Below are 24,517 nucleotides of genomic sequence, written 5' to 3' on the forward strand. Positions count from 1 at the left end.
CTTTACCATCCCTCTCGTCGTTAAAATAGGTTATACTCATATTATGAGTTCATATGAACTCATTGTACGAACTTTTCAATAGAAAATCAAATGGCGAAGGGGTGCCATATATGGAAGCTTTTACACTCACACGGATTGAGATGTCGGAATTGCTGCTGTCCCTGCACGGGGCTGTGGAACGGAAGCCATTGCATATTTTGCAGGCTGCCTGGTCAAAATTTCATCATGAAGAGGTGGAAAAGGGGGCTTCGCTCCCGGCTTTTCTGTCCACGGAGATTCCTCCCATTCTGCAAAAGCTGATCAAAGGCGGAACTGTAAAGGGGCTGTCCCTTGGAGAAATCGCCACACTGGGCCACCTGATTGAGTATTCTACACTATCTGCCACTTCTATGCAGAACTGGGTGAAACGCGATTTCAAAGAATACCTGGGCTCGCCCAGGGAGGGCAAAAAATATTCCGTTAATCAGGCGGCGCTTCTATTAATGATCGATGACCTGAAAGCAGCGCTTGATTTCGAGAGTATCCGCCAGCTGTTCCGAATGCTCTTTCTCGCCCCGGATCGGGACGATGATGATCTGGTTGAACCCGCACAGCTATATCATGCCTATGCGGAGTTGTTTGAGGAAATTAAGAGCAGTCCTGTGATGCCTATCCAGGGGATCGCCGACCGCAACGCGCAGCAGGAGTTCTCCTCTAAGGCGGACAGGGTGCTTAAGGTATCGCTCGATCATATGATGCAGCGTTTGAACCATTTAACAAGGTCCCAGCGGCATGCCGTACGGAATATGCTAATGATTGCCGCCATCTCCGTACAGACCTGCTATTTCCAGGCATTGGCCCGGCAATACTGCAACGCAGCGCTATTCCTTGATTTTTGAACCCGCCAATCTTAGAATGTGTAAGTGAAACAAGCAATAAATACCAGGTTGATTAGTCGGAGTTAGGGAAGAGGTGCACAATGCTAAATAATATGTCGTTACTGCAAAATCCGAAGCAAAGGAAACTGCTGTTCAGTGCGGGCCTTAGCTGGATGTTTGATGCGATGGATGTGGGGATGATTTCTTTTGTGGTGGCGGCACTTGCCAAGGAATGGGGCCTCGGACCGGAAAAAATCGGATATTTGACGAGCATCAATTCTATAGGTATGGCAGTGGGCGCGGCGGCTGCAGGTATTCTGGCTGACCGTTTCGGACGTAAATCGGTACTGCTGTGGACACTTCTTATTTTCTCACTGGCCAGTGGATTATCGGCTTTTGCCGCCGGGTATGCCATGCTGTGTGTGCTGCGCTTTATCGCCGGATTTGGACTTGGCGGAGAACTGCCTGTAGCCTCAACTCTGGTCTCGGAAAGTATGCCTGCGAAGGAAAGAGGCCGGGCGGTGGTCCTGCTGGAGAGCTTTTGGGCGGTTGGATGGATCGTCTCGGCGTTAATCGCTTATTTCGTGATTCCGGATTACGGTTGGAGAGTGGCTTTTGCTATTGGTGCCGTACCTGCCCTTTATGCATTGTACTTGCGTCGGGCGATTGATGACTCTCCACGATTTGCAGAGATCCAAAAGAAAGCTCCTGTACCCTTGAGGAGCCGCATTGCCACCGTCTGGTCCGGGGAATACCGGCGTTCAACGATCATGCTTTGGATTTTGTGGTTCACGGTTGTTTTTTCCTATTACGGCATGTTTCTATGGCTGCCTACGGTCATGGTAATCAAAGGCTTCAGTCTGGTCAGAAGCTTTGAGTATGTACTGATTATGACGCTGGCACAGCTGCCGGGATATTTCACAGCAGCTTATTTCATCGAGAAATTCGGCCGCAAGTTTGTGCTTGTGATTTATCTTCTGCTCACAGCGGTCAGTGCTGCGTGGTTCGGAAATTCAAATACCGAGGGCATGCTGATGGCTGCCGGTATCTGCCTGTCGTTCTTCAATCTGGGCGCATGGGGCGGGATGTACGCTTACACACCGGAGCTGTACCCGACAGCCATCCGCTCAACGGGGGCAGGACTTGCGACTTCCTTTGGCCGGATCGGCGGGATTATCGCACCCACGCTGGTGGGAGTCATGGTTGGCAATGAAGTAGGGATCGGATCGATATTCATGATCTTTTTCGGGACCATTATCATCGGTGCGTTAGCGGTACTGTTCCTCGGCAAAGAGACCAAAGGAATGGAGCTCAGTTAGTCCCAATTCTTCAGTGGCAGGCTTGATGTTCGTCCGTCAAGAATGCTAATATTAATAGTAAGATGCAGACAGCGTTACTTCATACCAGAAGAACACAAACGGTTCCTTCACTTCTGTGAACAGGACCGTTTTTTCGTAAGACCGGAATGGGGGTGGGAGAGTTGAGAAGAGACGGGAAAGAGCCGCATTTTACAGAACTGGTGTGGGAGAGCACAGAGCAGAATGTGCCGATTCCTCCACGTGCTTCAGCAGAGGCCAGGGTTCCCAAGGTACCAGCGGTAATGCCCAAGAAAAAGACTCCGAAGGAGTCAACAGTACAGCTTCAACTATGGGATATGGAAGAAACTCAGGAACCGGTAACTACAACAGAGAGCCAGTTTGTTGTCCGGGCCAGGGAACTTGCGGATCACAAGGAAGCAGCAGCGCTGTTTGTTCCTTTCAAAAGCTACTGGCCGACCTATGGGCACATGACCGGAGCGCAGAGCAGATGGTATTTCTTTTGGCGGGATGAGGTCAGACAGGGCAGGTATCCAAAGACGGATCTGTCCTATATCTTTCTGCATGTCTACGAGCTGATTAATGGTGTGGGCTGGGACGAGCCTCAGGAAGGATACCGGCAGCTAAATCTGTTATGGGAAGCTTACCGGGATCAATATAAAAGACTGGATCAATACCTGGGCGGATGGATTGCGGATTTCTCATTTGTGCATCATCTGGAGGTCCCGCTGACTGGTATAGTCGCCCGTTCGCGTGGCCTTGCCGGTGATCTGGCGGAGCTTGAGCTGATGCGCTGTTTGACCTTTGCACCGGAGCAGCTGTCTTTTGAAGTATTGACCATCATGTCGGATTACGATATGAGCAAGTCGAAATTTTATGCAGGTGAAGGCAAGGCGGTGGCTGAACGTTATATCCCGCTGGTGGTTGCGCTGATTGATGCATACGTAGCCCGTAAGCATGGCTCTAATCTGATCGGAATGTTCCCTCCGGGTCCGGCAGTAGTGCGGGAACGTTATCTGTTTCGTAGTGCAGTGTACGACATCTCGTTATACGGCTATTCTGTACTGGTGCCAGTGGTGCGGATCAGTAAATCTCCTCCACTACGCAGTCTGATCACCAGGCTGTTCCGGCTGACGGAGAATAAGCTGCGCGCGCTGCTGGGCTACCGGGGCAGGTTAAAGGATGTGAAGGTTGATGCCGACATGGAAGACCTGGTCACCCGGTTTCTGCAGCGTGAATTCCGGAAGGAAGAGCAGAAGGAAAAGGGCCCGGCGGTTATCATTGACCCCCGGAAGCTGAAGCAGCTTCAAAACGATTCCGACATCGTACGGACACTGCTTACGGTAGAGGAAAACGAGCTAATGTTGGATCGGCTTCCAGAGGCAGAAGAGGAGTTGCCGGGACTCGCGGAATTGCATGTGTCTGAGGAGGAGAACCGCTCTGCGGATTCCGAAGCTTCTTTTATTATAGAAGATAGTGGCCCTATGGCTGAGGCTCTGCCAGATGCGGGTAATGGTACTCCTGCAATCTTACAGCAGTTCGCTGCTGCGCTGACTCCGCTTGAATGGGCTGTCGTTCGTGCTCTGGCAGAAGGTAAAGGAATGAATGTGGTGAACAATCTGGCTGCGGCCGGTGGAACGATGACTGAGCTGCTGTTCGATGGAATCAATGAGACTGCGATGGATCTTCTGGGTGATCTGCTGATCGATGGAGAAGAGCTGAACGAGGAATTTATGCCGTTGCTGCCATACTTGGGTGGGGTGAATGATTGATGAGTGTACTGAAGATACCAAAACGGATGACCACTGCGCTGATGAACTCGCTGACAGCGGGTGTTGTTCCGCGTATTGGTCTGGAGCATATCGCGGTTGGCCGCCGGCCCGAGGTCGAGGCCATACTCCGTGATATGGATAATATTGCCGAAGGCGGCGCAGCCTTCAAGTTGATTACCGGTAAATTCGGCAGCGGCAAAAGCTTCCTGCTGCAGATTATCCGCAACTACGCCATGGACCGGGACTTTGTAGTGGCGGACGCCGACCTGTCCCCGGAAAGGCGTCTGGTAGGAACCAAAGGGCAGGGCCTAGCTACATATAAAGAGCTGATGAGCCACCTGTCCACACGAACACGCCCGGACGGCGGAGCACTGGAGATGATCCTCCAGAAGTGGATCGTTACCCTGCAGCAAGCCGTGATGCAGGAGAAGGGCTATGGCCCGGACGCCCCGCAGCTCGGTGAAGAGGTGGAACAAAGAATCTATTCCGTGGCTTCGGAAATGCGCGGGCTTGTACACGGTTTTGATTTTGCCAAGGTGTTAGCCGCTTACTGGAACGGCCATAAGCTTGCCGATGATGAGCTCAAGCAGGATTCCCTGCGCTGGCTGCGCGGCGAGTTCGCCACCCGTACCGAAGCGCGCAAGGCGCTTGGCGTAGGTGTCATTATCGACGATGACAACTGGTATGAGTATATGAAGCTATGGGCGGAATTCACGGGTGCCATCGGGTATCAAGGGTTGCTGCTGTTTATTGATGAAGGGGTTAACTTATATAAGATCACCAACAGTATTTCGCGCCAGAGCAATTATGAGAAGTTGTTGACCATGTTCAACGATACTATGCAGGGCAAGGCGGAGCGGCTGGGGATCTTTATTGGGGGGACACCGCAATTCGTGGAAGACGGACGCCGCGGGCTGTTCAGTTATGAAGCGCTGCGGTCAAGGCTTGTAGCCGGACGTTATGGCGGGACGGGTCTTAATAATTTTACCGGGCCGATTATATCACTGGATATGCTCTCTCACGAGGAAATTCTGGTGCTGCTGCAAAAGCTGCGGGATATTCACGCCCTTCACTACGGTTATGAGGCCAAGCTTACGCAGGAGCAGCTCGTACATTTCATGGAAGAAGCCGTAGGCCGTCTCGGTGCGGAAGAACTGCTCACCGCGCGCGAGGTGGTGCGCGATTTCATGGACCTGCTGCATACGTTGCACCAGCATCCGGAAATATCGTTCGAGAAGCTTGTTGGCGAGCGGACGGTAAAGCCTGCTGAAACAGAGACGAACGAGCTGGACGGATTTCTGGCGGAGTTTGACCTATGAGCGATAATCCATTTTACAGGCTTGCTCCGTTTATTAAGGAGTTTATCTATAAGAACCGCTGGGAAACACTGCGTGAGGCCCAGGTGGACGCCTGCCGCGTCCTGTTCGATACACCGCATCATCTGCTGATAGCCTCCGGCACAGCTTCCGGCAAGACGGAAGCTGCGTTTTTTCCGGCTCTTACCCAGCTGTATGAAGATCCTTCAGCTTCGGTGGGTATTCTCTACATAGCGCCGCTTAAGGCGCTGATCAATGACCAGTTCACCCGGCTGAATGATTTGTTGCGCGAAGGGAATATTCCCGTCTGGCACTGGCATGGGGATGTACCGCAGGCAGACAAGACGAAGCTGATGCAGAACCCCTCCGGAGTCCTGCAGATTACACCGGAATCCCTAGAGGGGCTGCTCATGAACCGCCCCAACGCCATTCCGGCGCTGTTCCATGATCTTCGCTTCATTATAGTCGATGAAGTGCATGCCTTCATGGGGGCGGACCGCGGTATCCAGGTGCTCAGCCAGCTTGCCCGGATCAACCGGATGGCGGGCTGCCACCCGCGGCGGATCGGTCTATCTGCCACACTTAGCGACTACGCATCCGTAACGGAATGGCTGGCTGCCGGTACCCGCGACAGTGTGGAGGTCTCCGCACCGCAGGGCGGGCGCAAGCTGCGCCTCAGCGTAGAACATTTTTCCTTCCCGGATGCACGGGACGAGGTACAGGCCGAACATCTGGAGCGGGCGCGCCAGGCGTATTATGGTTTCATCTATGATCATACACATTCGAAGAAGGCGCTCATCTTCACGAACAGCCGCTCCGATGCCGAGGAGGCGATCCTGGAGATGCGGCGGCTTGCGGCGAAGCGGGGGGAGCGCGATGTATTCCATGTGCATCACGGAAGTATCTCCGCGATGCTGCGTGAAGAGACGGAGGCTGCGCTCCGTCAGGGAAGTGGTCCGGCGGTGGCGGCAGCTACGCTGACGCTGGAGCTCGGCATTGACCTTGGGGAGCTGGAGCGCGTACTGCAGCTTGGTGCGCCCTACAGCTGCGCCAGCTTCGTGCAGCGGCTGGGCCGTTCCGGGCGAAGGGGAGACGCCGCCTCGGAGATGATCTTCGTCACACCGGAGGAAGAGGACGAGGAGGCGCAGCTTCCTGCACGGATGCCGTGGACGCTGCTGAGGGCTATCGCGGTCATCGAACTCTATGTGCGCGAGAAGTGGGTCGAGCCGCTGGTCGTGCGGCAGCTTCCTGTCGGGCTGCTCTACCATCAGACGATGAGCATACTGAAGAGTATGGGCGAAGCCGAGCCGGAGGATCTAAAGGCAGCAGTGCTTAGCCTGCCTTCGTTCAGTAGTATTGAGCCTGCCGATTATGATGCGTTCATGGAATATATGATCGGCATGGGTCATATTCAGTCCATGGATGAGGGCAGTCTGCTGATCGGGCTGGCGGGGGAGAAGATCGTCAATAACTTCCGGTTCTATGCCGTATTCAAAGACGACGAGGAGCATGTGGTCTATAACGGCACTGAGGAGATCGGTTCGATTACCACAGTGCCGCCGCCAGGATACTGCTTCACACTTGCGGGTAAGCTCTGGAAGGTTGAAGAGGTAGACAACCGGCATAAGGCCGTGTATGTCAAAGGCTCGCGCGGTAAGGTCGATACCTTATGGCTAGGCGCGGGCGGGGATGTGCATACCCGCATTATGACTAAGATTCGTGAAGTACTGGGAGCTACGGTGCTGTACCCCTATCTGGCACCCAGTGCGGCCGCAAGACTGGAACGGGCCCGCCGCCTGGCCAAGGAGAGCGGACTGCTTAAGCATTCTGTGCTTCCTGCAGGCGGAGATTCGATGTTCATTCTCCCTTGGGCCGGAAGCCGGCAGTTCCGTACCCTGGAACGGCTGCTGAAGAATAATCTCAAAGGCCCGCTGGGATTACGTTCGGTAACCCCCATGGAGCCTTATTATATGGTTGTTGCCGGAAAAACAGATGCTGAGACGCTGGAGCAGGAGATTATAGCGGAGGCCACCGCTGCATCCAATCCGATCGCTCTACTGGGACCAGATGAAGCACCGTACCTTGGCAAATACGATGAATTCATTCCGCATGACCTGCTGCGAAAAGCTTTTTCGCTCGATGGGCTGGATGTTCCGGGGCTGGTAGAGGTGCTGAAACAGTGGGGGAGAACGGAATAAAGAAAACGTGCTGAATCAGCAAGAAGGTCTGTCCATGCTATTTATAGCAAGGCCTGTTAATGAATAGATTTGAAATTTCAAATACTCCTGCTGCTGAGCACAGGAGTATTTTTTTGGTATACCTAGAAAAAACAAACCTTATTTCTGCAGTTCCCACCTTGTTGGAAGCGCTTAATCAGAAGATAATAAACCTATCACGAACACAGGGGGCATTGATTCATGGTCAACAGACAAATGAAGACAACATTCACCGTCGCACTAACAGCAGCAATGGCTTTAAGCGTTGCGGCATGCGGCAACTCGAACGACAACAGCAAGAATAACGCAGCGGCAAGTACAGCACCTGACAGCACCAACAGCGGAACAGCAACAAATACAACGAAGAGTGACAAGAAGGTAACCATCACCTTCCAGAACATTTATCCCGATCCAACCACACCGTCCTACAAAATGGTGCATGAGCTGAAGGATCAGTACGAAAAGGAACATCCAAATGTCAAGATTGAACTGGATACGCTGAACACAGACCAGCAAAAAGTGAAGCTCAAAACGCAAGCGGCTTCCAAAGAAGTACCTGATATCACAATCGTTAACCCGGCCGCACAAATGAAACCGTTTGTAGATGCCGGACTGTTCGCTCCGCTGAACGATATGCTGGACCAGAACGGACTCAAAGACACATATCAATCGGGGCTGCTGGACTACTACAGTTTTAATGGCAATGTATACGCGCTGCCGGATGGTAATAACATCGAAGTGGTTTATTACAACAAAGATTTATTCGCAAAGGCTGGTATCGCTAAAACACCAACTACCTTTGAAGAAATGCTTAAAGATGTAAAGATCCTCAAGGATAAGGGCATTACCCCACTGGCAATCGGTGAAAAAGATTCCTGGACAGGCTCCTTCTTGTTCATGAATATCCTGCTTCGCACCAACGGCGGCCCCGGCTTCCTGCAGGACGTAATGGATGGCAAGAAAACCTTTGAAGATCCTGCTTTCGTAGAAGCAGTAGATGCTTTCCAACAGTTGGTTCAAGCAGGCGCGTTCCCTGACGGCGCAACTTCCATCGACGCCAATGCCGGCGGTAACATCTTCAAATCCGGTAAAGCGGCTATGTGGGTTATCGGATCTTGGGAAACAGGCGCAGTGGATGCTTCGTCCGTAGCTGGTAAAGTAGGAGCATTCCAATTCCCTACAGTTAACGGCAAAGGCGACCCTAACCAATTCATGCTTGCACCAGGAAGTGCATTCGCAATATCTGCTAACAGTGAGCACCTGCAGGAAACCAAAGATTTCCTCAACTTCTTCGCCAGCAATCTACCTAAGAAACAATTTGAATTGAAAAATGCTGTAGGTTTGGGTCAAAAGGTTGACGGCGATTTGAAAGCAGCCGGTTACTCCGATCTGGCGATTACCATTGCCGGTCTGTTCAACCAAGTTAAGGGCGGCGACCTTTCGTTTGACAACACGATGAATCCGGCCACCTCTCAGGTGCATCTCAGCAGTATCCAGAACCTGTTCGTGCAGAAAATGGATTCCGCTGCGGTAGCCAAAGAACATCAAACCGCATTCGAAGCTAATAAATAAGCAGCCACAATCATCGTTCACTCTCGGTGCGAAGCAAGCTGAACCTGGCTTCTTCGCACCGAAATTTATCAATGAAACATAACATCTACTATAGACAAAGAATCTGCTTGTTTAGGAGGCGGGAAAGATGAAAGTACTGAAGGTGCCAGCACGCACAATAGCCGTCTTCGTGTTGCCGTGTCTGTTCTTGTACGTGTGCCTTGTGTTTATACCCATACTGGTTTCACTGTATACAGGTTTATTGAAATGGGACGGACTTACGTCTGCCACATTTGTCGGTTTCGGCAATTTCAAAAATATGTTCTTCAATGACCCGGTGTTTTGGCCGTCTGTAAGAAGAACCTTGCTATATGCCGTAGCTTCCATGCTGGAAATTCCACTTTGCCTGGGAATGGCTATTTTGCTTAACCGTTATGTCAAAAGAGGAAACACGCTGGTTTCGATCTACTTCACACCGGTTATTCTTTCTGTTGTTATCATTGGACAATTGTGGAAAACGATCTACAACCCGGCATCCATGGGCGGTATGCTCAACGGTGTTCTGATTTCTCTGGGACTGAACAGCTGGACACACAACTGGCTGACCGAGCCCAAAATTGCGATGTTCGCTCTTTATCTCGTATCCCTATGGCAGTTCTTCGGCTACCATCTATTGATTCAGTACACAGGGGTGCAGAATATTCCGGATGAGCTTTATGAAGCGGCCAAAATTGACGGGGCGGACGGATTCAAAGCGGATCGCTACATCACACTTCCGCTGATCGTCCCGATCTTTAAAATATCGATTGTACTGGCGTTTATCGGTTCCCTGCAGGCCTTCGATCTGGTAATGGTTATGACCGCCGGTGGTCCGGCTCATGCAACCGATGTTATCTCCACACATATGTACAACAGCTCATTTATGTCTTTGAAGTATGGATACGGCAGTGCGATTGCCAGCTTCCTGGTTGTAGTCTGTCTGGTCTTTACCGGATTTATCAATACTATATTCAATAGAATTGAACGTAAATTCAATTAGAAAAGGAGTGCGCGATCATGCGAAAATTCAAAAAAGGAATCGTGTATCTTCTTTTCGCAATTCCTGTGGTGACCCAGTTATATCCTTTACTCTGGTTATTACTCTATTCATTGAAAACCAATGAAGAAATTATGGATGGCAGTTTTTTCTCCTTCCCCAAAACCTTTCAATGGCATAACTACAGTGAAGCCTATACATCAGGCAGCTATCTGAAATACTTATCCAACAGTGTGTTCGTTACCGGCATTACAATGATCTGTGTTATCGTGCTGGCTTCCATGGTGGCTTATGCCATCTCGCGTTTCCGCTGGAAATACGGCAATATCGTTATGACGATCTTCCTGATGGGCATGATGATTCCGATGCAGGCGACACTGCTGCCGCTGATGATTATTTTCAAGAACATTCACGTTCTGAACACTCATTTGTCGCTGATCCTGCCTTACGTTGCATTCTCCACACCGATTGCTGTCTTCATCCTCTCCGGGTTTATGAGAGATATCCCCCATGAGATTGAGGAATCGGCATTTATTGATGGAGCAAGCGTGTACCGGATCTTCCGCAGCATTATTCTTCCGGTGTCTATTCCGCCGGTAATGACTGTATGTATCCTGACCTTTATCAACATCTGGAATGAATACATCCTGGCGGCAACCTTTATTTCCTCCGAGAAGCTAAAAACATTGCCATTCGGGGTATACACGTTTGTCAGCCAATATTCCGTAAATTACGGCAACATCGGGGCATTCCTGGTCATGGGTGCGCTGCCGGTTATCCTGATCTACTTCTTCCTGTCCAACAAAATTACCAAAGGTATGGTAGCAGGAGCGGTTAAAGGCTAATCGTCGTTGCAAATAAAAATGGGATAGATTTATAATAGGAAACGGCAGGACAAGGTGTTGAAAGGAGAGAGTCCTATGAAAAGCGGCTTTCATTCCATCCATCATCGGTTGTTCTTGCTGTTTCTTTTTTGCATGTCCAGTATTCTGCTTATTGTCAGCCTGCTGTACTATAACCGGACTACCGTGCAATTGCATGAGAAGATCAGTGATTTGTCGCAAAAGAATGTCTCCCAGACCGCCGGGCTGTTCAGCCTGCTCTACAAAGGGTACGATTCTCTGTCCAAATCACTCAGCAACAACTTCGAGATGATTCGATTGATTAATGAAACAACGGATGAGCCGGCGGTAGCCTACATTAATGAGCAGACCATCACCAATATTATCGGTTCCATATTTTATTCGCGGGATGATCTGGTAGGCATTCATGTCATTACAGACAAGGGCAAGATTTATAATTACGGGAACTATATGAATGTCGTCGATCCGAAATACCACAGTCAGAATTGGTACAAACAGCTTCAAGCCTCTTCCGGCAAAATGGTCTGGCTCGGCGTATATCAGCATTCGTTAATCGACCAGGTGGAGGATAGCCCGGTGTTTGCTTTTGGCCGGCAAATCTATGATCTGAATGAGCACAAGCCGATCGGTATTGTTCTCTACGAGACGAATCCCCAGCCGGTTCTTGACGCTCTGGAGAACCTCAAGCTGGGCGCGCACAGCCAGGTGTACTTGATGTCAGAGGATGGGCGGTTTGTGACCTCAGCAACAGACCCGGCTCCAGTGATGGGAACGCTGCCTTCCTTGCAGAGTTTCCAGGATCAGAGTGTCCGGCAGGAAGCGGGACGTCTCGTGGTGGCCTCCAAGCTGTCTTTTTCCGGGTGGTGGGTAATGAGTATTACACCGGATAAGGATCTCAATGTGGAATTGAAAGAAATGAAGCGTTATTTGCTGATTGTCATCTCGATTCTAATTATCGTTTCGACATTAATTGCGTCTATTGTGTCTCAGACGATCTCCTCACCGTTAAAAAAGCTGATCCGCGAAATGAGGCAGGTGGAGGTCGGGAACTTCCGGGGAATGGTCAATGTGTCCTCCTACCAGGAGATTAATATCCTCGTAGCTTCCTTTAACCGGATGGTCCGGCGGATTGAAGAGCTGATTGAACGCGTGAAACTGTCTTCTGTCAGTGAAAAAAATGCAGAGCTGCATGCCCTGCAGTCCCAGGTCAATCCGCATTTCCTCTACAATACACTGGACATGATCTACTGGATGCTGGATGAAGAGGGAAATGAGCAACTGGGCGAGCTGGTGCTCTCCCTGTCATCCATGTTCCGGTACAGCAGCCAGTGGGAGGATGCCGCCGAGGTTACCCTGCGTGAAGAGCTGGAGCAGATTGGTCATTATCTGAAGATCATTTCCATCCGCTTGGAAGGGAGACTGCAGATTATTATGGATATCGACGAGCGCTGGCTGAACATCCGTGTTCCGAAGATGACGGTGCAGCCTGTTATTGAGAACGCCGTCAAGCATGGACTCGAATCTCTGAGCCGCCAAGGTATTCTGAAGGTGTACACACGCGAAGAGGGTTCTATTCTGCAATTGATTGTGGAGGACAATGGCGATGGAATGAATGCCGGTCAGCTGGAGCGCCTGCTTCAGTCCCTGAACGGGGATAGGCCCAAAGAAGGCGGCAAAGGCGGGATTGGACTGCAGAATCTGCACCGCCGCCTGCAGCATATGTTCGGAGAGGAATATGGCCTGCACATTCAGAGCTTTCCCGGAGAAGGGACACAGGTTGCCATTGTGCTGCCGATTAGGTTGGAAGGAGACAACATCACGTGAATATTCTTGTAGCCGATGATGAAAGAGTAATCCGCGAAGGCATCATGCGAACCATCGGACAGATCAGTCCGGATCATCAGGTATTTATGGCGGCTAAGGCGGAAGACGCCGTCAAGATTATGGAAGAGCAGCGGATTCACATCGTTCTGACGGATATTTTGATGCCAGGGATGAGCGGACTTGAATTCATGAAGATCTCCAAGCGCCGGTACCCTTATGTAAAATGGGTCGTGATCTCGGCGCACAGTGAGTTCTCCTATGCCCAGGAGGCGGTACGACTTGGGGCGAGGGATTATCTGCTTAAGCCCATCGGCAAGAGCAAGCTGCTGGAAATCATCACTAATCTCACTGTTGAAATTGAGCAGGACAATGATATTTCCCGGCAGGGAGAGCGGCTGAAAGCGAGCCTGCGGTTTCTGAGGGAAGGCGTCTTTCAGCGTTTAGCCTCAGGACTCGATATCGGTAATTTGGACATTGAGCCCTTCATCGAAGATTATAAGCATTTCTATATGGTGATGGTGCAGCTGGATGCGGAGGACAGAAGCATACGGCTGGAGCACTTCATTGTCGAGAATGTGCTGTCTGAGCTTATTGAGCTGCACGGGCGAGGCTTTGTTGTCAGCTATGACCGCCAGAGTCTGCTTGGACTCATTACCCTGCGGGAGGATGCCACGATTCAGCAGTTTCAGGATGAAGTCAAGGAGCATCTCACACACTATTTAAAGATCCCTTTTCAAATGATACACTCCGGCCTCAGTTATGATTTCAATACTGTTCCGCAGGTCGTCAAACGGATGAGAGAAGCCTCGGCGTCACAGGCACTAGAGCTCGAACCGATGAAGGGGAGCGGGGAGAAGGCGATAGATGTGGCGCTGCATTATATTAAGGAGCATTTCTATGAAGACTTGTCCTTGGAAAAAATGGCTTCGGTAGTTTTCCTGAATCCGGCCTATTTCAGTCAGCTGTTCAAGCAAAAAACCGGGCAGGGCTACAAAGAGTATGTTACTTCGCTGCGGCTGGAGCAGGCCAAGCTGTTATTGCTTAATCCGAAATTGAAACTGGCTGAGATCGCCGAGCGTGTGGGGTATCAGGACATGAAGCATTTCACCCAGATGTTCCGCAAACGGTACCAGTTAACCCCTACCGAGTATCGCCAGCAGCAGAATATCAATATTCTGATGAGCAAAGGAACGCCGCCGCAATAATCACCCCGCCTATACTGCAACATAAAAAGGAAGTAGATACCAGGTTTCGAAACCGGTGTCTGCTTCCTTTTTATGTTCAAAATATAAGGATTTATAGGGCAGGTTAGATGTTGTTGAAGCTGTTGAACGAATTAATGCCGCCATCATAGTCATTAAAGAAAATAATTGCAACAACGACGATAGCAATAATAACCGCATAAATAATAGTGCCTACAATTCCGCAGACCAGCCCGGCAATAGCCATCCCTTTGCCTTGTTCATTACGGTTGCGGATCTCTTTGAGCGAAATCGCGGAGAGAATAATGGCAATAATCCCAAAGATCAGACCAATATAAGGAGATACGATCGATAAAATTCCCAGCACCAGGGCGGCAACGGATTTACCATTTGTTTTGGCGGGCGCGGGTGGCTGTGTGTAATATTCCTGATTTCCAAATGGCGGGGGTTGATAACTCATGTGATAGCTCCTTTTATGTGTTTTGTGAACCATGGCTCCAGTGTATTATATAATATTTTCCAACCGGAGATGTGCTCTTTGTTCAAAGATAAGAATTTTTATGTTTCACGCGATAAATTATCCTTCTATTTCTCGCTGAAACGGATACCGTCCTCAAAAGGACGGCGAAGCCGTTTCCACTTGTATTTATTTATATCGGCTGTTCTATGTAGTTGATCCAGTGTGTAAGCTTCACCGCAAGCGGCAGACCTAAAGACTCCGCCAGTCGAATGGAAGGAACATTATTATCCTGAACCTGGTATCTGGGAATATAACCCCTTTGCAGGGTATGGAATAGTGCTGTGCGTACCACACGCTTCGCCAATCCCTTTTTCCTTCCTTCTTCAACGGTATGCACACCCCCGATTTCCCAGATCTGTTCTTCATTACGGAAAACAAAGCAGGTACTCAGCGGAATTTCGCCTTCAAAAAGAGATACGGAAAAAGCACCTTCCGCAAAATAATGCCCGATTTCGTCACTGGAATAGCCATTTGCCGCCCACAACGGATATAGTCTTTCATCCGGCAGTTCACTGAGCACCGTATCCCTGTCCTCGGCAAAGGAATGAGCGGATGCTGTGCTGTAGGAGTAAAAACAGCGGGTCTTATACAGCGGATAGTGTTCAGAAAGTGCAAGTACGCTATACTCATCCTGAAGCTTGAAGACAAGCCGGGCATCCTTGGGCAACTGGTCAATTAATGCCGGGAGCAGTTCCGGGCTGCTGTAATCCAAGAGCACGATGGTGTTGGCATTGGGATAAGCTCTGAGATCATATGAGAAAGCGTTAGCCGGCAGCAGCAGCAGAATACCCCAATTGTTCTCCTGTTCGATAAGATAACTGTCCATCACTTGGTGGTGTGCAGTGAGCATTTTTAGCAAGGTGACATTTTTTAGCGGATTCATGCGCAGCTTCTCCATAATCCTGTCGTACTGGATCATTTGTGTTCACCTCCTGTCCGGTTTGAGAATCCAGAATCGGGCATTTCTTCTATATTACTATAAAATCCTCCATTTGACCTCAAGAATATTCCCTGATGTGATTCAATCCCAGTACAGTCGAAGCACGAATAGGAGTAACGCAACCGACCTACCAGGACGAAAGCTGAATAAAAAGGCCAGACCATCCATGCAAATTCTCCCGGGTGGGCTCAGGTATCGTCTGGTTTTTGACATGATTGGCTTATGTGCAGTCCATTCCACATGGTTACATGAAAAGACTGCACTTTCGTCCAAGAGCAACGAGGTGCAGCCTTTCCGTCAACTAAGTTTCATTTTTGGTAACACCATTTAAGCTTGGCACATAATCGGCAGCTTTATTGTTGCTAACCATTTGAGGCTCCTCGGTGAGATGATCGTGATTCTGCTGATTGTTTTTCTTATCCGCACGGTTATTGGCGCGGTCGTGTTTGGGATCGGCACTGTTTTTGGGCATGACGTTCACCTCCATCTCTCCAAGCTTAGTATGAGGCGGTGTTTTGTATTTTATCCCAGTATCTTATCCATCATAGGGCAAAAAGTAATTTGAGTTCATAATTGACAGATCCTGCTATAATAGTTGTGCCATACAATGCTGGTCTATTAAGAAACGTATAGGGGGTGAAGAGCATCGCTAAAAAAACTAAGGTTGTTGAAGTGGTTCCTTATGATCCCGCATGAAAGAGTGAGTTCGGCAGATTGCGCGAATGGCTGCATGAAATAACTGGTGATCTTATCCTAGCTATTGAACATGTCGGCAGCACTGCTGTTGAAGGATTATCAGCCAAACCCATCATTGATATAGATTTGGTGATGGAGAGTTATGAGGTTTTCCCGAAGATCGTTGAGCGGTTAAGTCAATATGGATATGTTCATCAAGGCAATCTCGGTATCGAAGGCAGGGAAGCATTCAATCGGGAGCAGGAAGACGGGTTCATGAAATATCATCTGTACGTGTGTCCAAAGGACGGTAAAGGGCATCTGGAGCATATTATTTTACGCGAATATCTACGGGTCAACCCATCAGCCGCACGGGAATATGAACTAGTGAAGCTGAGTCTGTCCGAGCAGTTCCGATATGATATCGATGCTTACTGCGAAGGGAAGACGGCTGTGGTCCATTCTATTTTGCAAAGGGCCGGTTATGAGGCAGCTACCCAGGTACATCACACACAAATGACTCCGTAGCTATGATGTAGAGATCCAAATAAACGAACCGTACACCTGATGAAATGTTTTTCCATGGAATAGTAAGGAAATACTTGTATTTATGTAATTTAGATGGTAAATTATAGATATAAGTTTGGGATTCTAACTGGGCCCAGCGATCACAGCAACCAACTTGAAGATGTAAGACAAAAAGGAGCATTTCCCCCAATGCTCCTTTTTGTTATGCGTAAATCTGCCCATTCCTCCGTTTTTAATCGCCTGAAACTCGCTTAATGATAGGGTAGGGTCATTTTGGGACAGCTTTATCAGAGTTGGAACAGGTGAAGTGACAATTGATCAGGAACACCATTCATAAATTAATGATTCTTTAAGAAAGGAGAGGTACACTTAGTTGTACCTGTATAGAAGTGAAGGAATGAATGAATGGCTTCACGTGGAGAGGATCACATATGAACAGAATACTATTGATTGAAGATGAGAAGAATCTGGCCCGCTTCATTGAACTGGAGCTGCAGCATGTATCTTATTCGGTTACCCGGGCGCAGGATGGGATTAACGGTCTGAAGCTGGCAGAGGAAGAAAACTGGGATTTAATATTGCTGGACCTGATGCTGCCGGGCCTTAACGGAATTGAGGTCTGCCGGCGCATCCGCAAGGTGAAGCAGACTCCGGTCATTATCATTACAGCCCGGGACGGATTATCCGATAAAATCAACGGGCTGGACAGTGGTGCCGATGATTATATCGCCAAACCTTTTGCGATTGAGGAACTGCTCGCACGTATGAGATCGTTACTGCGAAGAGCGGGCACTCTATTGGAAGGGCATCTGCTGGTATGCCAGGATCTTCAGCTCGACGCGCTGGGCCGGACCCTTACCAAAGCCGGGGAGACCCTTGAGCTCACGAAGCGCGAATTCGATATCCTGCTGGTGTTGATGCAGAACATGGGCCGGGTGATGACCAGGGAGAAGCTGATGGAGGCAGTATGGGGCTATGAAACGGATGTAGAAATGAAGGTGGTAGATGTGTACATCAGCTATTTGAGAGGGAAAATCGACTCACCTGGACAACCCAGTGTTGTACAGACTCTGCGCGGTCTGGGATATGTGATCCGTAAATGAGAAGAGTCACCACACTGCTGTCGCGGTTGTCCATCCGCTGGATGCTGGCCATTTGGTCCTCTATTTTGCTGTGTGTACTGTTTCTGAGTTACAACGGGGTGCAATATTTTGTGATTAACCGCTGGATGTTGCATCAGGAGCAGATTGCCCTCCACAAGAATATAGAGGAGATTCAAGGGTACTTCCGGGCAGAGAACGAAACGGCTGAAGGAATCGCCGGCAGCCATTCTTTTATTGAGAGCATCAACGGGAGCCATCAGCTGATCCGTATTCTGGATGCTCGCGGTAAACCGGTATTAACCGCATCTGCCCAACTGCCGGAGGAATGGGTGAAACCGCAAGTATCAATGAAGACAACCACGGACAGTATTTGGCATGAAGAAGAACATCTTCTGATCGTCAGAAGTCCGCTGCGAACCTCCAAGTTCAACGGAACTATAGAAATTGTGAACAACCTGGAAAGCTCTGATCAGCTAAGTGATCTGCTGCTGGGTGTTATGATCGCCGGCTGGCTGGGTGCTATCGTCATCAGCGGGATAGGGGGAGTTTTTTTGTCCCGGCAGCTCCTGCGGCCCATTCAATCGTTAAGAGACACCATGACCAGCATTAAGCAAAAAGGGCTGCAGGAGAGGGTACGCATCTCGGGCAGCAATGATGAGCTGGCTCAGCTTGCCAGGGTTTTTAATGATCTGATGGATCAGCTCGAGACTTCCTTTTATAGCCAAAAGCAGTTCGTTGAGGATGCTTCCCATGAATTACGGACACCGATTTCTATCATTGAAGGGCATATTTCATTGCTTAGCCGTTGGGGTAAACATGATCCGATGATTCTTGAAGAATCGCTGAATGTATCGGTGCAGGAGCTGGGCCGACTGAAAGGGATTGTCAATGAATTACTGGAGCTTACACGGGCAGAAGAGAAGAGCAGGGAGCTATACGACTTTCCTTGCATAGCCAATGATACCCTTCAATACACCCTGCGGAACTTTGCTTTGCTGCATCCCGATTTCCATTTCACTCAGAATCTCGATGACATAGACGGTGCGGTAATCCACATCGTGCCGAATCATCTGGAGCAGATTTTGCTTATTCTATTGGATAATGCTGTTAAATATTCGGGGTCTACACGGACCATTACGATAAATGGAGCTGTGCAGGAGTCCCGGCTTCACATCAGTGTAGAGGACTGTGGTATTGGAGTGCCGGAGGAGGACTTGCCCCTATTGTTTCAGCGGTTCTATCGCGTGGACAAGTCAAGAAGCCGGGAACAAGGCGGAAGCGGCCTGGGGCTCGCCATTGCAGAACGATTGGTCGCTAGATACAGCGGCAGCATAACGCTCTCCAGCATACCCGGACAGGGAACGGCAGTCACGCTGTCTTTTCCCGTTGTAGAGGAGCTTCAGAACCATTAAATGGTTCTGAAGTGTGATAAGAGCAATAAGGTAAGATAAGGAGGGATAGCATGCACCAATTACTGAACGCGATAACGGATGCCGCTCTGAATCTTGTAAATACGCTGGGAATCTGGGGAATCTGGATCGGGATGGTGCTGGAGAGCGCCTGTATTCCCATTCCCAGTGAGGTCATTATGCTTAGCGGCGGACTGCTAATTGCCAGAGGAGCGTTGTCTTTTCCGGAGGTGGTGGCCGCGGGAGTGCTCGGCAATCTCGTTGGCTCTATAGCCGCATTTTATGTGGGGGCACATGGAGGCAGAAGGTTGTTGGAAAAGTATGGTAAATATATTTTCTTTAATTCACGCCACCTGGAGCAGTCCCAGCGCTGGTTCGACCGTTACGGTGAAAGTACGGTGTTCTTCACCCGGATGCTGCCTTTTATTCGGACCTTCATTTCTTTACCCGCTGGAATTGCCGGGATGAAACCCGGGAAATTTGTTTTTTTTACAGCTCTGGGTTCCTTGCCCTGGAATATCGCTCTGGTATATCTGGGATATCGCCTTGGAGACCATTGGACAGTCGTTGAGGAGTACATGCGTCCTGTGAGTTATATCATTTGCGGTGCCGTTGTTATTCTTATCGTTCTCTGGCTGGTGCGCCGGAGAAAAGAACGCACGGCTTAACAGGTGCGCCGTCTATTCCTGCCGCAGCATTGAGCGGTATTCACTGGGTGACATACCGCTGAATTTGCGGAATTGCCTGGAGAAATACAGTGCATCGTTGAAGCCGACAGACGAAGCTACCTGATCAATGGTGAGGGGGCCGGCAAGCAGACCTTTGGCTTTGTCCATCCGCATCTTTAGCAGATACTGCTTAGGGGAGAGGCCTGTTTTCTGCTTAAAAGCCTTGGACAGATGCGCACGGTGGTAACCGAGCGTAGCGGCCATATGGTCAATGCTGATCTGTTGATGGAACTGAAGGGAGATCCAGCGGATGGCCTGGTCAATCTGCCGGTCGATGATTTCCGGCATTTCCTTAGGCCTGGCAGGCAGGATGGCCAGGTTGTCCTGTCCGAAATGGTGAAGCAGGAGCCGCGTCCATCCAGAGGCCTCCAGACTTTCCAGACGCGGATAAGCAGACTGCCGGAAGCACAGACGGATTCGTTCGTACAAGCTATGCAGCTCCAGGGTATTCTCTGTATGCAGCAGCGGCCGCTCCTTTGTAATGCCGATATCGGACAGAAGCCCGGATACACCGGTGCCTTGGAGCGCAACCCAGGCATAATGCCACGGGTTACGATCATCCGCCTGATAGCTGAAGAGGGAGCCGGGAAAGATTACGAAGGTGTCTCCGCTCCTGCACTGCTGAGAAACAGTGCTGCTCTGAAAGCAGCCCTCACCCTCCAGCACCGTATGGATCAGATAATAATCATGAACGGATGGTCCGATTTTATGACCGGGATATGGCTGGCCTTCACCGCTGAACAGAACGGCAAGGTCCTGCTCCCCGGGGAGCAGATTAAAGCCGGCGGTAAAGGAATAATGCTCAGGAATCATGGCCGGTCCACCTTTATGCAATGAATGAGACGCACTATTGTCAGGCTACAACAGGTTTGTTCTATTTGCAACATTTGTCCATATAACAATTGGTGTTCCTACGTGAGCTGCCAATGGATAATAAAGTAACAGGTATATTCCCTCTATTTGAAGCGGATTATGCCTGTTTAGCATGGAACCGGAGGAGGTGCTTTCTGCAACCTCTCATAACGAAAATACGCTGCCATAGTCTCCTTTGAAGACCGGTGTTCCAAAGGTTTTAACCCAGTCCTGATAAAGCCGCGTGGAGCTGTTGTTTTTGACGATTAAAAAGTCGGGATGGTCGAACTTCACAATATCGGGAAGGTATTCCGAGAAACCGTACATGGAACGCTCAAAAGCGGTCCAGCCCATCGGCCCGGCAGAGGCTTTGGTGATAAAAGGGTCCTGCCTTCCGTCACAGAGCACGTCACCACCGCGGTACATGACATAACCGGATGATCCATAGCTGGAGAGCACCCTAGGCCGGACGCCCTGTGCCGCATGTTCCAGGACATAGTCCATTTCTTTCACGGGATAAGCTCTGACATCGATAACCGGCGGTACGGTGAAAATACAGACGATATTAAGGGACAGGCCTACTGTCAGTGCAAACATCAGAGTCCCCCGGCCAAGACGCAGGGACAGGCTACGGAAATACGGTACCACTTCGAAGAAAACGCCTGCGAAATAAGGAATAAACAACCACATAAACAGGTTTTGCTTGAAATTGGTTACCCCCAAATAGAGAATGCCAGCCATCAGGAAGAAGCGGAAGGGCTTTTTGTAGAGTGAAAAAGGAAGGGTTACCGCAAAAAACAACAACAGCAGCAAAATAGGCAGATTCTCAATTCGGTTGAACTGGATCGGCTGCCACTCGTTGATGAGCATGTTGAAGTGATTATGGGTTACGGTGAAGATATATAGCAAGCTCTTTGCACCAGCCGGATTCAAAAGTCCGGAGAGCCAGACCAGTATGAATACTGCGGCACGGCGTAAATTTAGTTTTTTCTCCAGCAATGATTCCAGCACAGCCATGCCCGTAAACACTGCAATCACCAGCCATACTCCGGTGTGAATATTAGCTACTGCACAGGAGAGGAGCAACATCGCAGTGGCATATTTAAGACTTGTCTTCAGCTGGAATTCCCGCAGATACACGAAGAACCACACAATCATCCCGGAAGAGATCATCTGCGGCCGCCCTTTGAAATAGTTGTAATAGATCCAGCTGGTGATCAGCAGCACAAAAGGCAGGAGGAGCGGATGCTCCTCAGGCAGGCCCAGTTCTTTGCGCGAAACCTTCCCTAAACGGAGCAGTCCCATAATAAGCCAGAAGAGGCAAATGGCAGTCAACAGGTAGATTCCCGGCCACCCGAATGCCTGGTACAAGGGAGCAATAAGAAGCTGAAATCCGAACTCATGGGGAATATAGGGCAGCTTGTCATTGTAAAAGGTATGGATGGCATGATGCAGCACGGTGTGGTGGGCAATCATGTAACGGCCGAGTTCAATATGCCAGAACGTGTCAGGGTCATTGTAAGAATATTTGGGCATCAACAGCAGAATGAAGACAACAATCAGAGTCCCGTAGCCTAGCTTGAACCATTTTGTGCGCATTGGAAGGATTAACCCCTTTTAGATCTACTATAATTTCCAATCGTTAGTGAACAGTTAAAAGCTTGATAAAAACTCATATTCATACCTTTTCCCATAAAGAGGTATCAGGATACCTCATGCTTTAATGCATAGAGAGAATCTTGACAAGCAAACAAATAGTGTATATATTACACATATACAATAATTACAGTATTTACAGAGGGTGCTGATGCTGCAACATGAACATATTGATATCGAGTACATCCGGCGAGCCGATTTATGCCCAGATAGCGGGTCAGGTCCGCCAGCTGATTCTTCAGGGTGAACTGGTTACCGGGATGCCGCTGCCATCCATCCGCCAGCTAGCCAAAGAGCTGCAGATCAGCGTGATCACCACGAAACGGGCTTATGAGGAGCTGGAGCGGGAGGGTCTGATTAATTCTATCGTCGGGAAGGGTTCATTTGTATCCGGGGCAGATCAGGAGTTCATCCGGGAGCAGCGGCTGCGGATTATGGAAGGCAAGCTGAAAGAGCTTATTGACGAGAGCAGGCTTTTGGGAATGGAATATAAGGAACTTGCGGAGATGCTGAAACTGCTCTATGAGGAGGAGAAAGAATGAGTGAGGTCATTCAGCTGGAAGGCTTAAGCAAAAGCTATGACCGGTTTGAACTGCGTGATATTACGGTCGGCATTAAGGAAGGGTATATCACAGGGCTGATCGGCCCGAATGGGGCGGGTAAAACAAGCCTGATCCAAATGATCATGGGGATGGTCTATCCGGATCAGGGTGAAATTCAGCTATTCGGGCAGAACCATCTGCTTCATCAGGCGGCTATCAAGGACCGGATCGGCTATGTATCCGATGAAAATATTTATTACGAACGTCTTACTGTTAATCAAATGAAGAGGATCATTGCTCCGTTCTACAGCCGCTGGAATGAGGATATATACCAGAAGTACCAGGAGAGATTCAAGCTCCCGCAGGATAAGAAGATCAAGGATCTGTCCAAAGGGATGAAAATCAAGTTCTCACTTGCCATTGCCCTGTCCCACGATGCGGATCTGCTGATTATGGATGAGCCTACTTCGGGGCTCGACCCGATATTCCGCAGAGAACTGCTGGAGCTGCTTAGTGAACACATCCAGGATGAGAAGAAGTCCATTCTCTTCTCCACACATAACACAATGGATCTGGACCGCATTGCCGATTATATTGTGTTCATCAATGACGGACGGCTGGTTTTCAACGAGATGAAGGAATCTCTTACAGAGAAATATCTGCTGGTCAAAGGCGGGAGGGAACTGCTTGACCGGGACGTCCGGCGCTGGTTCATTGGTATTCGTGAGACTGCTGTAGGCTTCGAAGGACTGATCGGCAACCGTGCGGAAGGCGAACGCTACTTCAAGGATACCGCCATCTGTGAGATCCCTACGCTGGAGGAAATCATGTATTTTACCGTAAAAGGAAGTGAAGCACATGCGTAACTCCATTTATTTGATCCGTAAGGATTTCTTCCTGGTCCGCAAGTTTTTGTTGCTGCTGATTCCATACTATATCATTATAGGTTTTACGAATGTTGATGCTTACTCAGTATTTGCCCTGCTTCCGGCAATGCTGATATTGTTGAATGCCTGCGCTATGGACGTGCTGGATAACAACCAGCGGTTTCAGATCAGTCTTCCGGTGCCCCGCCATCAGCTGGTACTGGCCAAATATTTAAGTCTGATCCCGTATGCTATCATCAGTCTGATCTGCACGCTGCTGCTCTACCTCTCCGGGGTTTTATCCGGGCAGATTAGTGAACCGGTTGCCTGGAGAGAGTTACTATTGACCATTGCAACCTTCCCGGTACTTGCAGCCTTTTATTTACCGCTGTACTTCTGGCTGGGACAAAAAGGGATGCAGATCGTGAATTTTGCCTTTATCATGCTGATCATGTTGAATATCACTGCTACTTCTCATTTGGCAAAGCGGTTTCCGGCTCTGCTCGATTGGATTCACCCGCAAACCTCAAGCCATATCTTATTATGGGCTATAGGCGGCGTGGCTTACATATTTCTGCTGTATTGTTCTTATCTGATTTCGTTGCGGATTTTCGTTAAGAAAGACATCTAACGCGCTAATATGTCCCCCGGCGCGCTGGATAAGGCCCTCGATAACTATATACGTTATCGTAGAACCGGCTGCACTGTCCCTATAGGGATTAGCGCAGCCGGTTCTTGTCTTCAT

The 24,517-nt window shown here is 49.5% G+C and carries 21 protein-coding genes and 1 pseudogene; 17 read left to right on the forward strand and 5 right to left on the reverse strand.

Going from position 1 to position 24,517, the window contains the following annotated elements:
* The first annotated feature begins 110 nt into the window (after window positions 1–110).
* The 10 genes from A3844_RS30200 to A3844_RS30245 all read left to right on the forward strand — a co-directional run bounded on the left by A3844_RS30200 (window position 111) and on the right by A3844_RS30245 (window position 13,956).
* Window positions 111–878 carry a DUF1836 domain-containing protein gene (locus A3844_RS30200; RefSeq protein WP_074109423.1) on the forward strand — a complete coding sequence of 256 codons (768 nt, stop codon included), beginning with the start codon at window positions 111–113 and terminating at the stop codon, window positions 876–878.
* 80 nt (window positions 879–958) lie between these two features.
* A complete protein-coding gene (locus A3844_RS30205) occupies window positions 959–2,176 on the forward strand; it encodes an MFS transporter (protein ID WP_074084448.1) in 1,218 nt (405 codons plus the stop codon).
* Between the two features lie 161 nt (window positions 2,177–2,337).
* Window positions 2,338–3,945, forward strand: coding sequence for a TerB N-terminal domain-containing protein (locus A3844_RS30210; protein WP_074109424.1), 1,608 nt, complete (start codon window positions 2,338–2,340; stop codon window positions 3,943–3,945).
* Entirely contained in the window at window positions 3,945–5,264 is a 1,320-nt protein-coding gene (locus tag A3844_RS30215) for an ATP-binding protein (protein WP_074109425.1), read from the forward strand. Before A3844_RS30210 ends, A3844_RS30215 begins: the two co-directional genes overlap by 1 nt.
* A complete protein-coding gene (locus tag A3844_RS30220; protein WP_074109426.1) occupies window positions 5,261–7,459 on the forward strand; it encodes a DEAD/DEAH box helicase in 2,199 nt (732 codons plus the stop codon). Before A3844_RS30215 ends, A3844_RS30220 begins: the two co-directional genes overlap by 4 nt.
* 219 nt (window positions 7,460–7,678) lie before the next feature.
* A complete protein-coding gene (locus tag A3844_RS30225; RefSeq protein WP_083607100.1) occupies window positions 7,679–9,049 on the forward strand; it encodes an extracellular solute-binding protein in 1,371 nt (456 codons plus the stop codon).
* A gap of 127 nt (window positions 9,050–9,176) precedes the next feature.
* The gene (locus tag A3844_RS30230; RefSeq protein ID WP_074084444.1) at window positions 9,177–10,067 is read left to right on the forward strand and encodes a carbohydrate ABC transporter permease; all 891 of its coding nucleotides are present in this window, start codon (window positions 9,177–9,179) and stop codon (window positions 10,065–10,067) included.
* A 17-nt stretch (window positions 10,068–10,084) separates the two neighbouring features.
* Window positions 10,085–10,909, forward strand: coding sequence for a carbohydrate ABC transporter permease (locus A3844_RS30235; protein WP_074084443.1), 825 nt, complete (start codon window positions 10,085–10,087; stop codon window positions 10,907–10,909).
* 75 nt (window positions 10,910–10,984) lie between these two features.
* On the forward strand, window positions 10,985–12,751 hold the full coding sequence (locus tag A3844_RS30240) for a cache domain-containing sensor histidine kinase (RefSeq protein ID WP_074084442.1): 1,767 nt from the start codon (window positions 10,985–10,987) through the stop codon (window positions 12,749–12,751).
* Window positions 12,748–13,956, forward strand: a complete 1,209-nt coding sequence (locus A3844_RS30245) for a response regulator (RefSeq protein ID WP_074109427.1) — start codon at window positions 12,748–12,750, stop codon at window positions 13,954–13,956. Before A3844_RS30240 ends, A3844_RS30245 begins: the two co-directional genes overlap by 4 nt.
* A gap of 103 nt (window positions 13,957–14,059) precedes the next feature.
* On the opposite strand, the gene A3844_RS30250 is transcribed toward A3844_RS30245, so the two are convergent.
* From A3844_RS30250 to A3844_RS32970, 3 genes are all read right to left on the reverse strand, one after another.
* Entirely contained in the window at window positions 14,060–14,413 is a 354-nt protein-coding gene (locus tag A3844_RS30250) for a DUF4190 domain-containing protein (RefSeq protein ID WP_074084440.1), read from the reverse strand.
* Between the two features lie 190 nt (window positions 14,414–14,603).
* A complete protein-coding gene (locus A3844_RS30255; protein WP_074109428.1) occupies window positions 14,604–15,392 on the reverse strand; it encodes a GNAT family N-acetyltransferase in 789 nt (262 codons plus the stop codon).
* A 322-nt stretch (window positions 15,393–15,714) separates the two neighbouring features.
* Entirely contained in the window at window positions 15,715–15,885 is a 171-nt protein-coding gene (locus A3844_RS32970; RefSeq protein WP_167374780.1) for a hypothetical protein, read from the reverse strand.
* A gap of 239 nt (window positions 15,886–16,124) precedes the next feature.
* Here A3844_RS32970 and A3844_RS30260 point away from each other — a divergent pair.
* The 4 genes and pseudogenes from A3844_RS30260 to A3844_RS30275 form a co-directional block, all read left to right on the forward strand.
* A pseudogene (locus tag A3844_RS30260) lies at window positions 16,125–16,616 on the forward strand (GrpB family protein); the annotation flags it as partial.
* A 431-nt stretch (window positions 16,617–17,047) separates the two neighbouring features.
* The gene (locus A3844_RS30265; protein ID WP_074084438.1) at window positions 17,048–17,719 is read left to right on the forward strand and encodes a response regulator transcription factor; all 672 of its coding nucleotides are present in this window, start codon (window positions 17,048–17,050) and stop codon (window positions 17,717–17,719) included.
* Window positions 17,716–19,131, forward strand: coding sequence for a HAMP domain-containing sensor histidine kinase (locus tag A3844_RS30270; RefSeq protein WP_074109429.1), 1,416 nt, complete (start codon window positions 17,716–17,718; stop codon window positions 19,129–19,131). Before A3844_RS30265 ends, A3844_RS30270 begins: the two co-directional genes overlap by 4 nt.
* A 50-nt stretch (window positions 19,132–19,181) precedes the next feature.
* Entirely contained in the window at window positions 19,182–19,796 is a 615-nt protein-coding gene (locus tag A3844_RS30275) for a DedA family protein (RefSeq protein WP_074109430.1), read from the forward strand.
* A gap of 12 nt (window positions 19,797–19,808) precedes the next feature.
* Here A3844_RS30275 and A3844_RS30280 read toward each other — a convergent pair whose 3' ends face one another.
* Both A3844_RS30280 and A3844_RS30285 read right to left on the reverse strand, forming a co-directional pair.
* Window positions 19,809–20,669, reverse strand: a complete 861-nt coding sequence (locus tag A3844_RS30280; RefSeq protein ID WP_074109431.1) for an AraC family transcriptional regulator — start codon at window positions 20,667–20,669, stop codon at window positions 19,809–19,811.
* 204 nt (window positions 20,670–20,873) lie between these two features.
* Complete coding sequence (locus A3844_RS30285) at window positions 20,874–22,307, reverse strand: hypothetical protein (RefSeq protein ID WP_074109432.1); 1,434 nt, start codon at window positions 22,305–22,307, stop codon at window positions 20,874–20,876.
* Between the two features lie 218 nt (window positions 22,308–22,525).
* Here A3844_RS30285 and A3844_RS30290 point away from each other — a divergent pair, with 218 nt between their 5' ends.
* From A3844_RS30290 to A3844_RS30300, 3 genes are read left to right on the forward strand one after another with little or no spacing between them, the layout of a single operon-like run.
* Entirely contained in the window at window positions 22,526–22,906 is a 381-nt protein-coding gene (locus tag A3844_RS30290) for a GntR family transcriptional regulator (protein WP_074084433.1), read from the forward strand.
* Window positions 22,903–23,772: an ABC transporter ATP-binding protein gene (locus A3844_RS30295; protein WP_074101896.1), complete on the forward strand. Its 870-nt coding sequence runs from the start codon at window positions 22,903–22,905 to the stop codon at window positions 23,770–23,772. Before A3844_RS30290 ends, A3844_RS30295 begins: the two co-directional genes overlap by 4 nt.
* A complete protein-coding gene (locus A3844_RS30300) occupies window positions 23,765–24,403 on the forward strand; it encodes an ABC-2 transporter permease (protein ID WP_074109433.1) in 639 nt (212 codons plus the stop codon). The genes A3844_RS30295 and A3844_RS30300 overlap by 8 nt, the downstream gene beginning before the upstream one ends.
* Window positions 24,404–24,517 lie beyond the last annotated feature (114 nt).

The sequence above is a fragment of the Paenibacillus helianthi genome (genome assembly GCF_001909055.1).
Taxonomy (GTDB): Bacteria; Bacillota; Bacilli; order Paenibacillales; family Paenibacillaceae; genus Paenibacillus_AQ; species Paenibacillus_AQ helianthi.

Coding starts and splice junctions, on each gene's coding strand:
- A3844_RS30200 (WP_074109423.1), top strand. CDS start 111: ATGGAAGCTTTTACACTCACACGGATTGAGATGTCGGAATTGCTGCTG.
- A3844_RS30205 (WP_074084448.1), top strand. CDS start 959: ATGCTAAATAATATGTCGTTACTGCAAAATCCGAAGCAAAGGAAACTG.
- A3844_RS30215 (WP_074109425.1), top strand. CDS start 3,945: ATGAGTGTACTGAAGATACCAAAACGGATGACCACTGCGCTGATGAAC.
- A3844_RS30220 (WP_074109426.1), top strand. CDS start 5,261: ATGAGCGATAATCCATTTTACAGGCTTGCTCCGTTTATTAAGGAGTTT.
- A3844_RS30225 (WP_083607100.1), top strand. CDS start 7,679: ATGGTCAACAGACAAATGAAGACAACATTCACCGTCGCACTAACAGCA.
- A3844_RS30230 (WP_074084444.1), top strand. CDS start 9,177: ATGAAAGTACTGAAGGTGCCAGCACGCACAATAGCCGTCTTCGTGTTG.
- A3844_RS30235 (WP_074084443.1), top strand. CDS start 10,085: ATGCGAAAATTCAAAAAAGGAATCGTGTATCTTCTTTTCGCAATTCCT.
- A3844_RS30240 (WP_074084442.1), top strand. CDS start 10,985: ATGAAAAGCGGCTTTCATTCCATCCATCATCGGTTGTTCTTGCTGTTT.
- A3844_RS30250 (WP_074084440.1), bottom strand. CDS start 14,413: ATGAGTTATCAACCCCCGCCATTTGGAAATCAGGAATATTACACACAG.
- A3844_RS30255 (WP_074109428.1), bottom strand. CDS start 15,392: ATGATCCAGTACGACAGGATTATGGAGAAGCTGCGCATGAATCCGCTA.
- A3844_RS32970 (WP_167374780.1), bottom strand. CDS start 15,885: ATGCCCAAAAACAGTGCCGATCCCAAACACGACCGCGCCAATAACCGT.
- A3844_RS30265 (WP_074084438.1), top strand. CDS start 17,048: ATGAACAGAATACTATTGATTGAAGATGAGAAGAATCTGGCCCGCTTC.
- A3844_RS30270 (WP_074109429.1), top strand. CDS start 17,716: ATGAGAAGAGTCACCACACTGCTGTCGCGGTTGTCCATCCGCTGGATG.
- A3844_RS30275 (WP_074109430.1), top strand. CDS start 19,182: ATGCACCAATTACTGAACGCGATAACGGATGCCGCTCTGAATCTTGTA.
- A3844_RS30280 (WP_074109431.1), bottom strand. CDS start 20,669: ATGATTCCTGAGCATTATTCCTTTACCGCCGGCTTTAATCTGCTCCCC.
- A3844_RS30285 (WP_074109432.1), bottom strand. CDS start 22,307: ATGCGCACAAAATGGTTCAAGCTAGGCTACGGGACTCTGATTGTTGTC.
- A3844_RS30290 (WP_074084433.1), top strand. CDS start 22,526: ATGAACATATTGATATCGAGTACATCCGGCGAGCCGATTTATGCCCAG.
- A3844_RS30295 (WP_074101896.1), top strand. CDS start 22,903: ATGAGTGAGGTCATTCAGCTGGAAGGCTTAAGCAAAAGCTATGACCGG.
- A3844_RS30300 (WP_074109433.1), top strand. CDS start 23,765: ATGCGTAACTCCATTTATTTGATCCGTAAGGATTTCTTCCTGGTCCGC.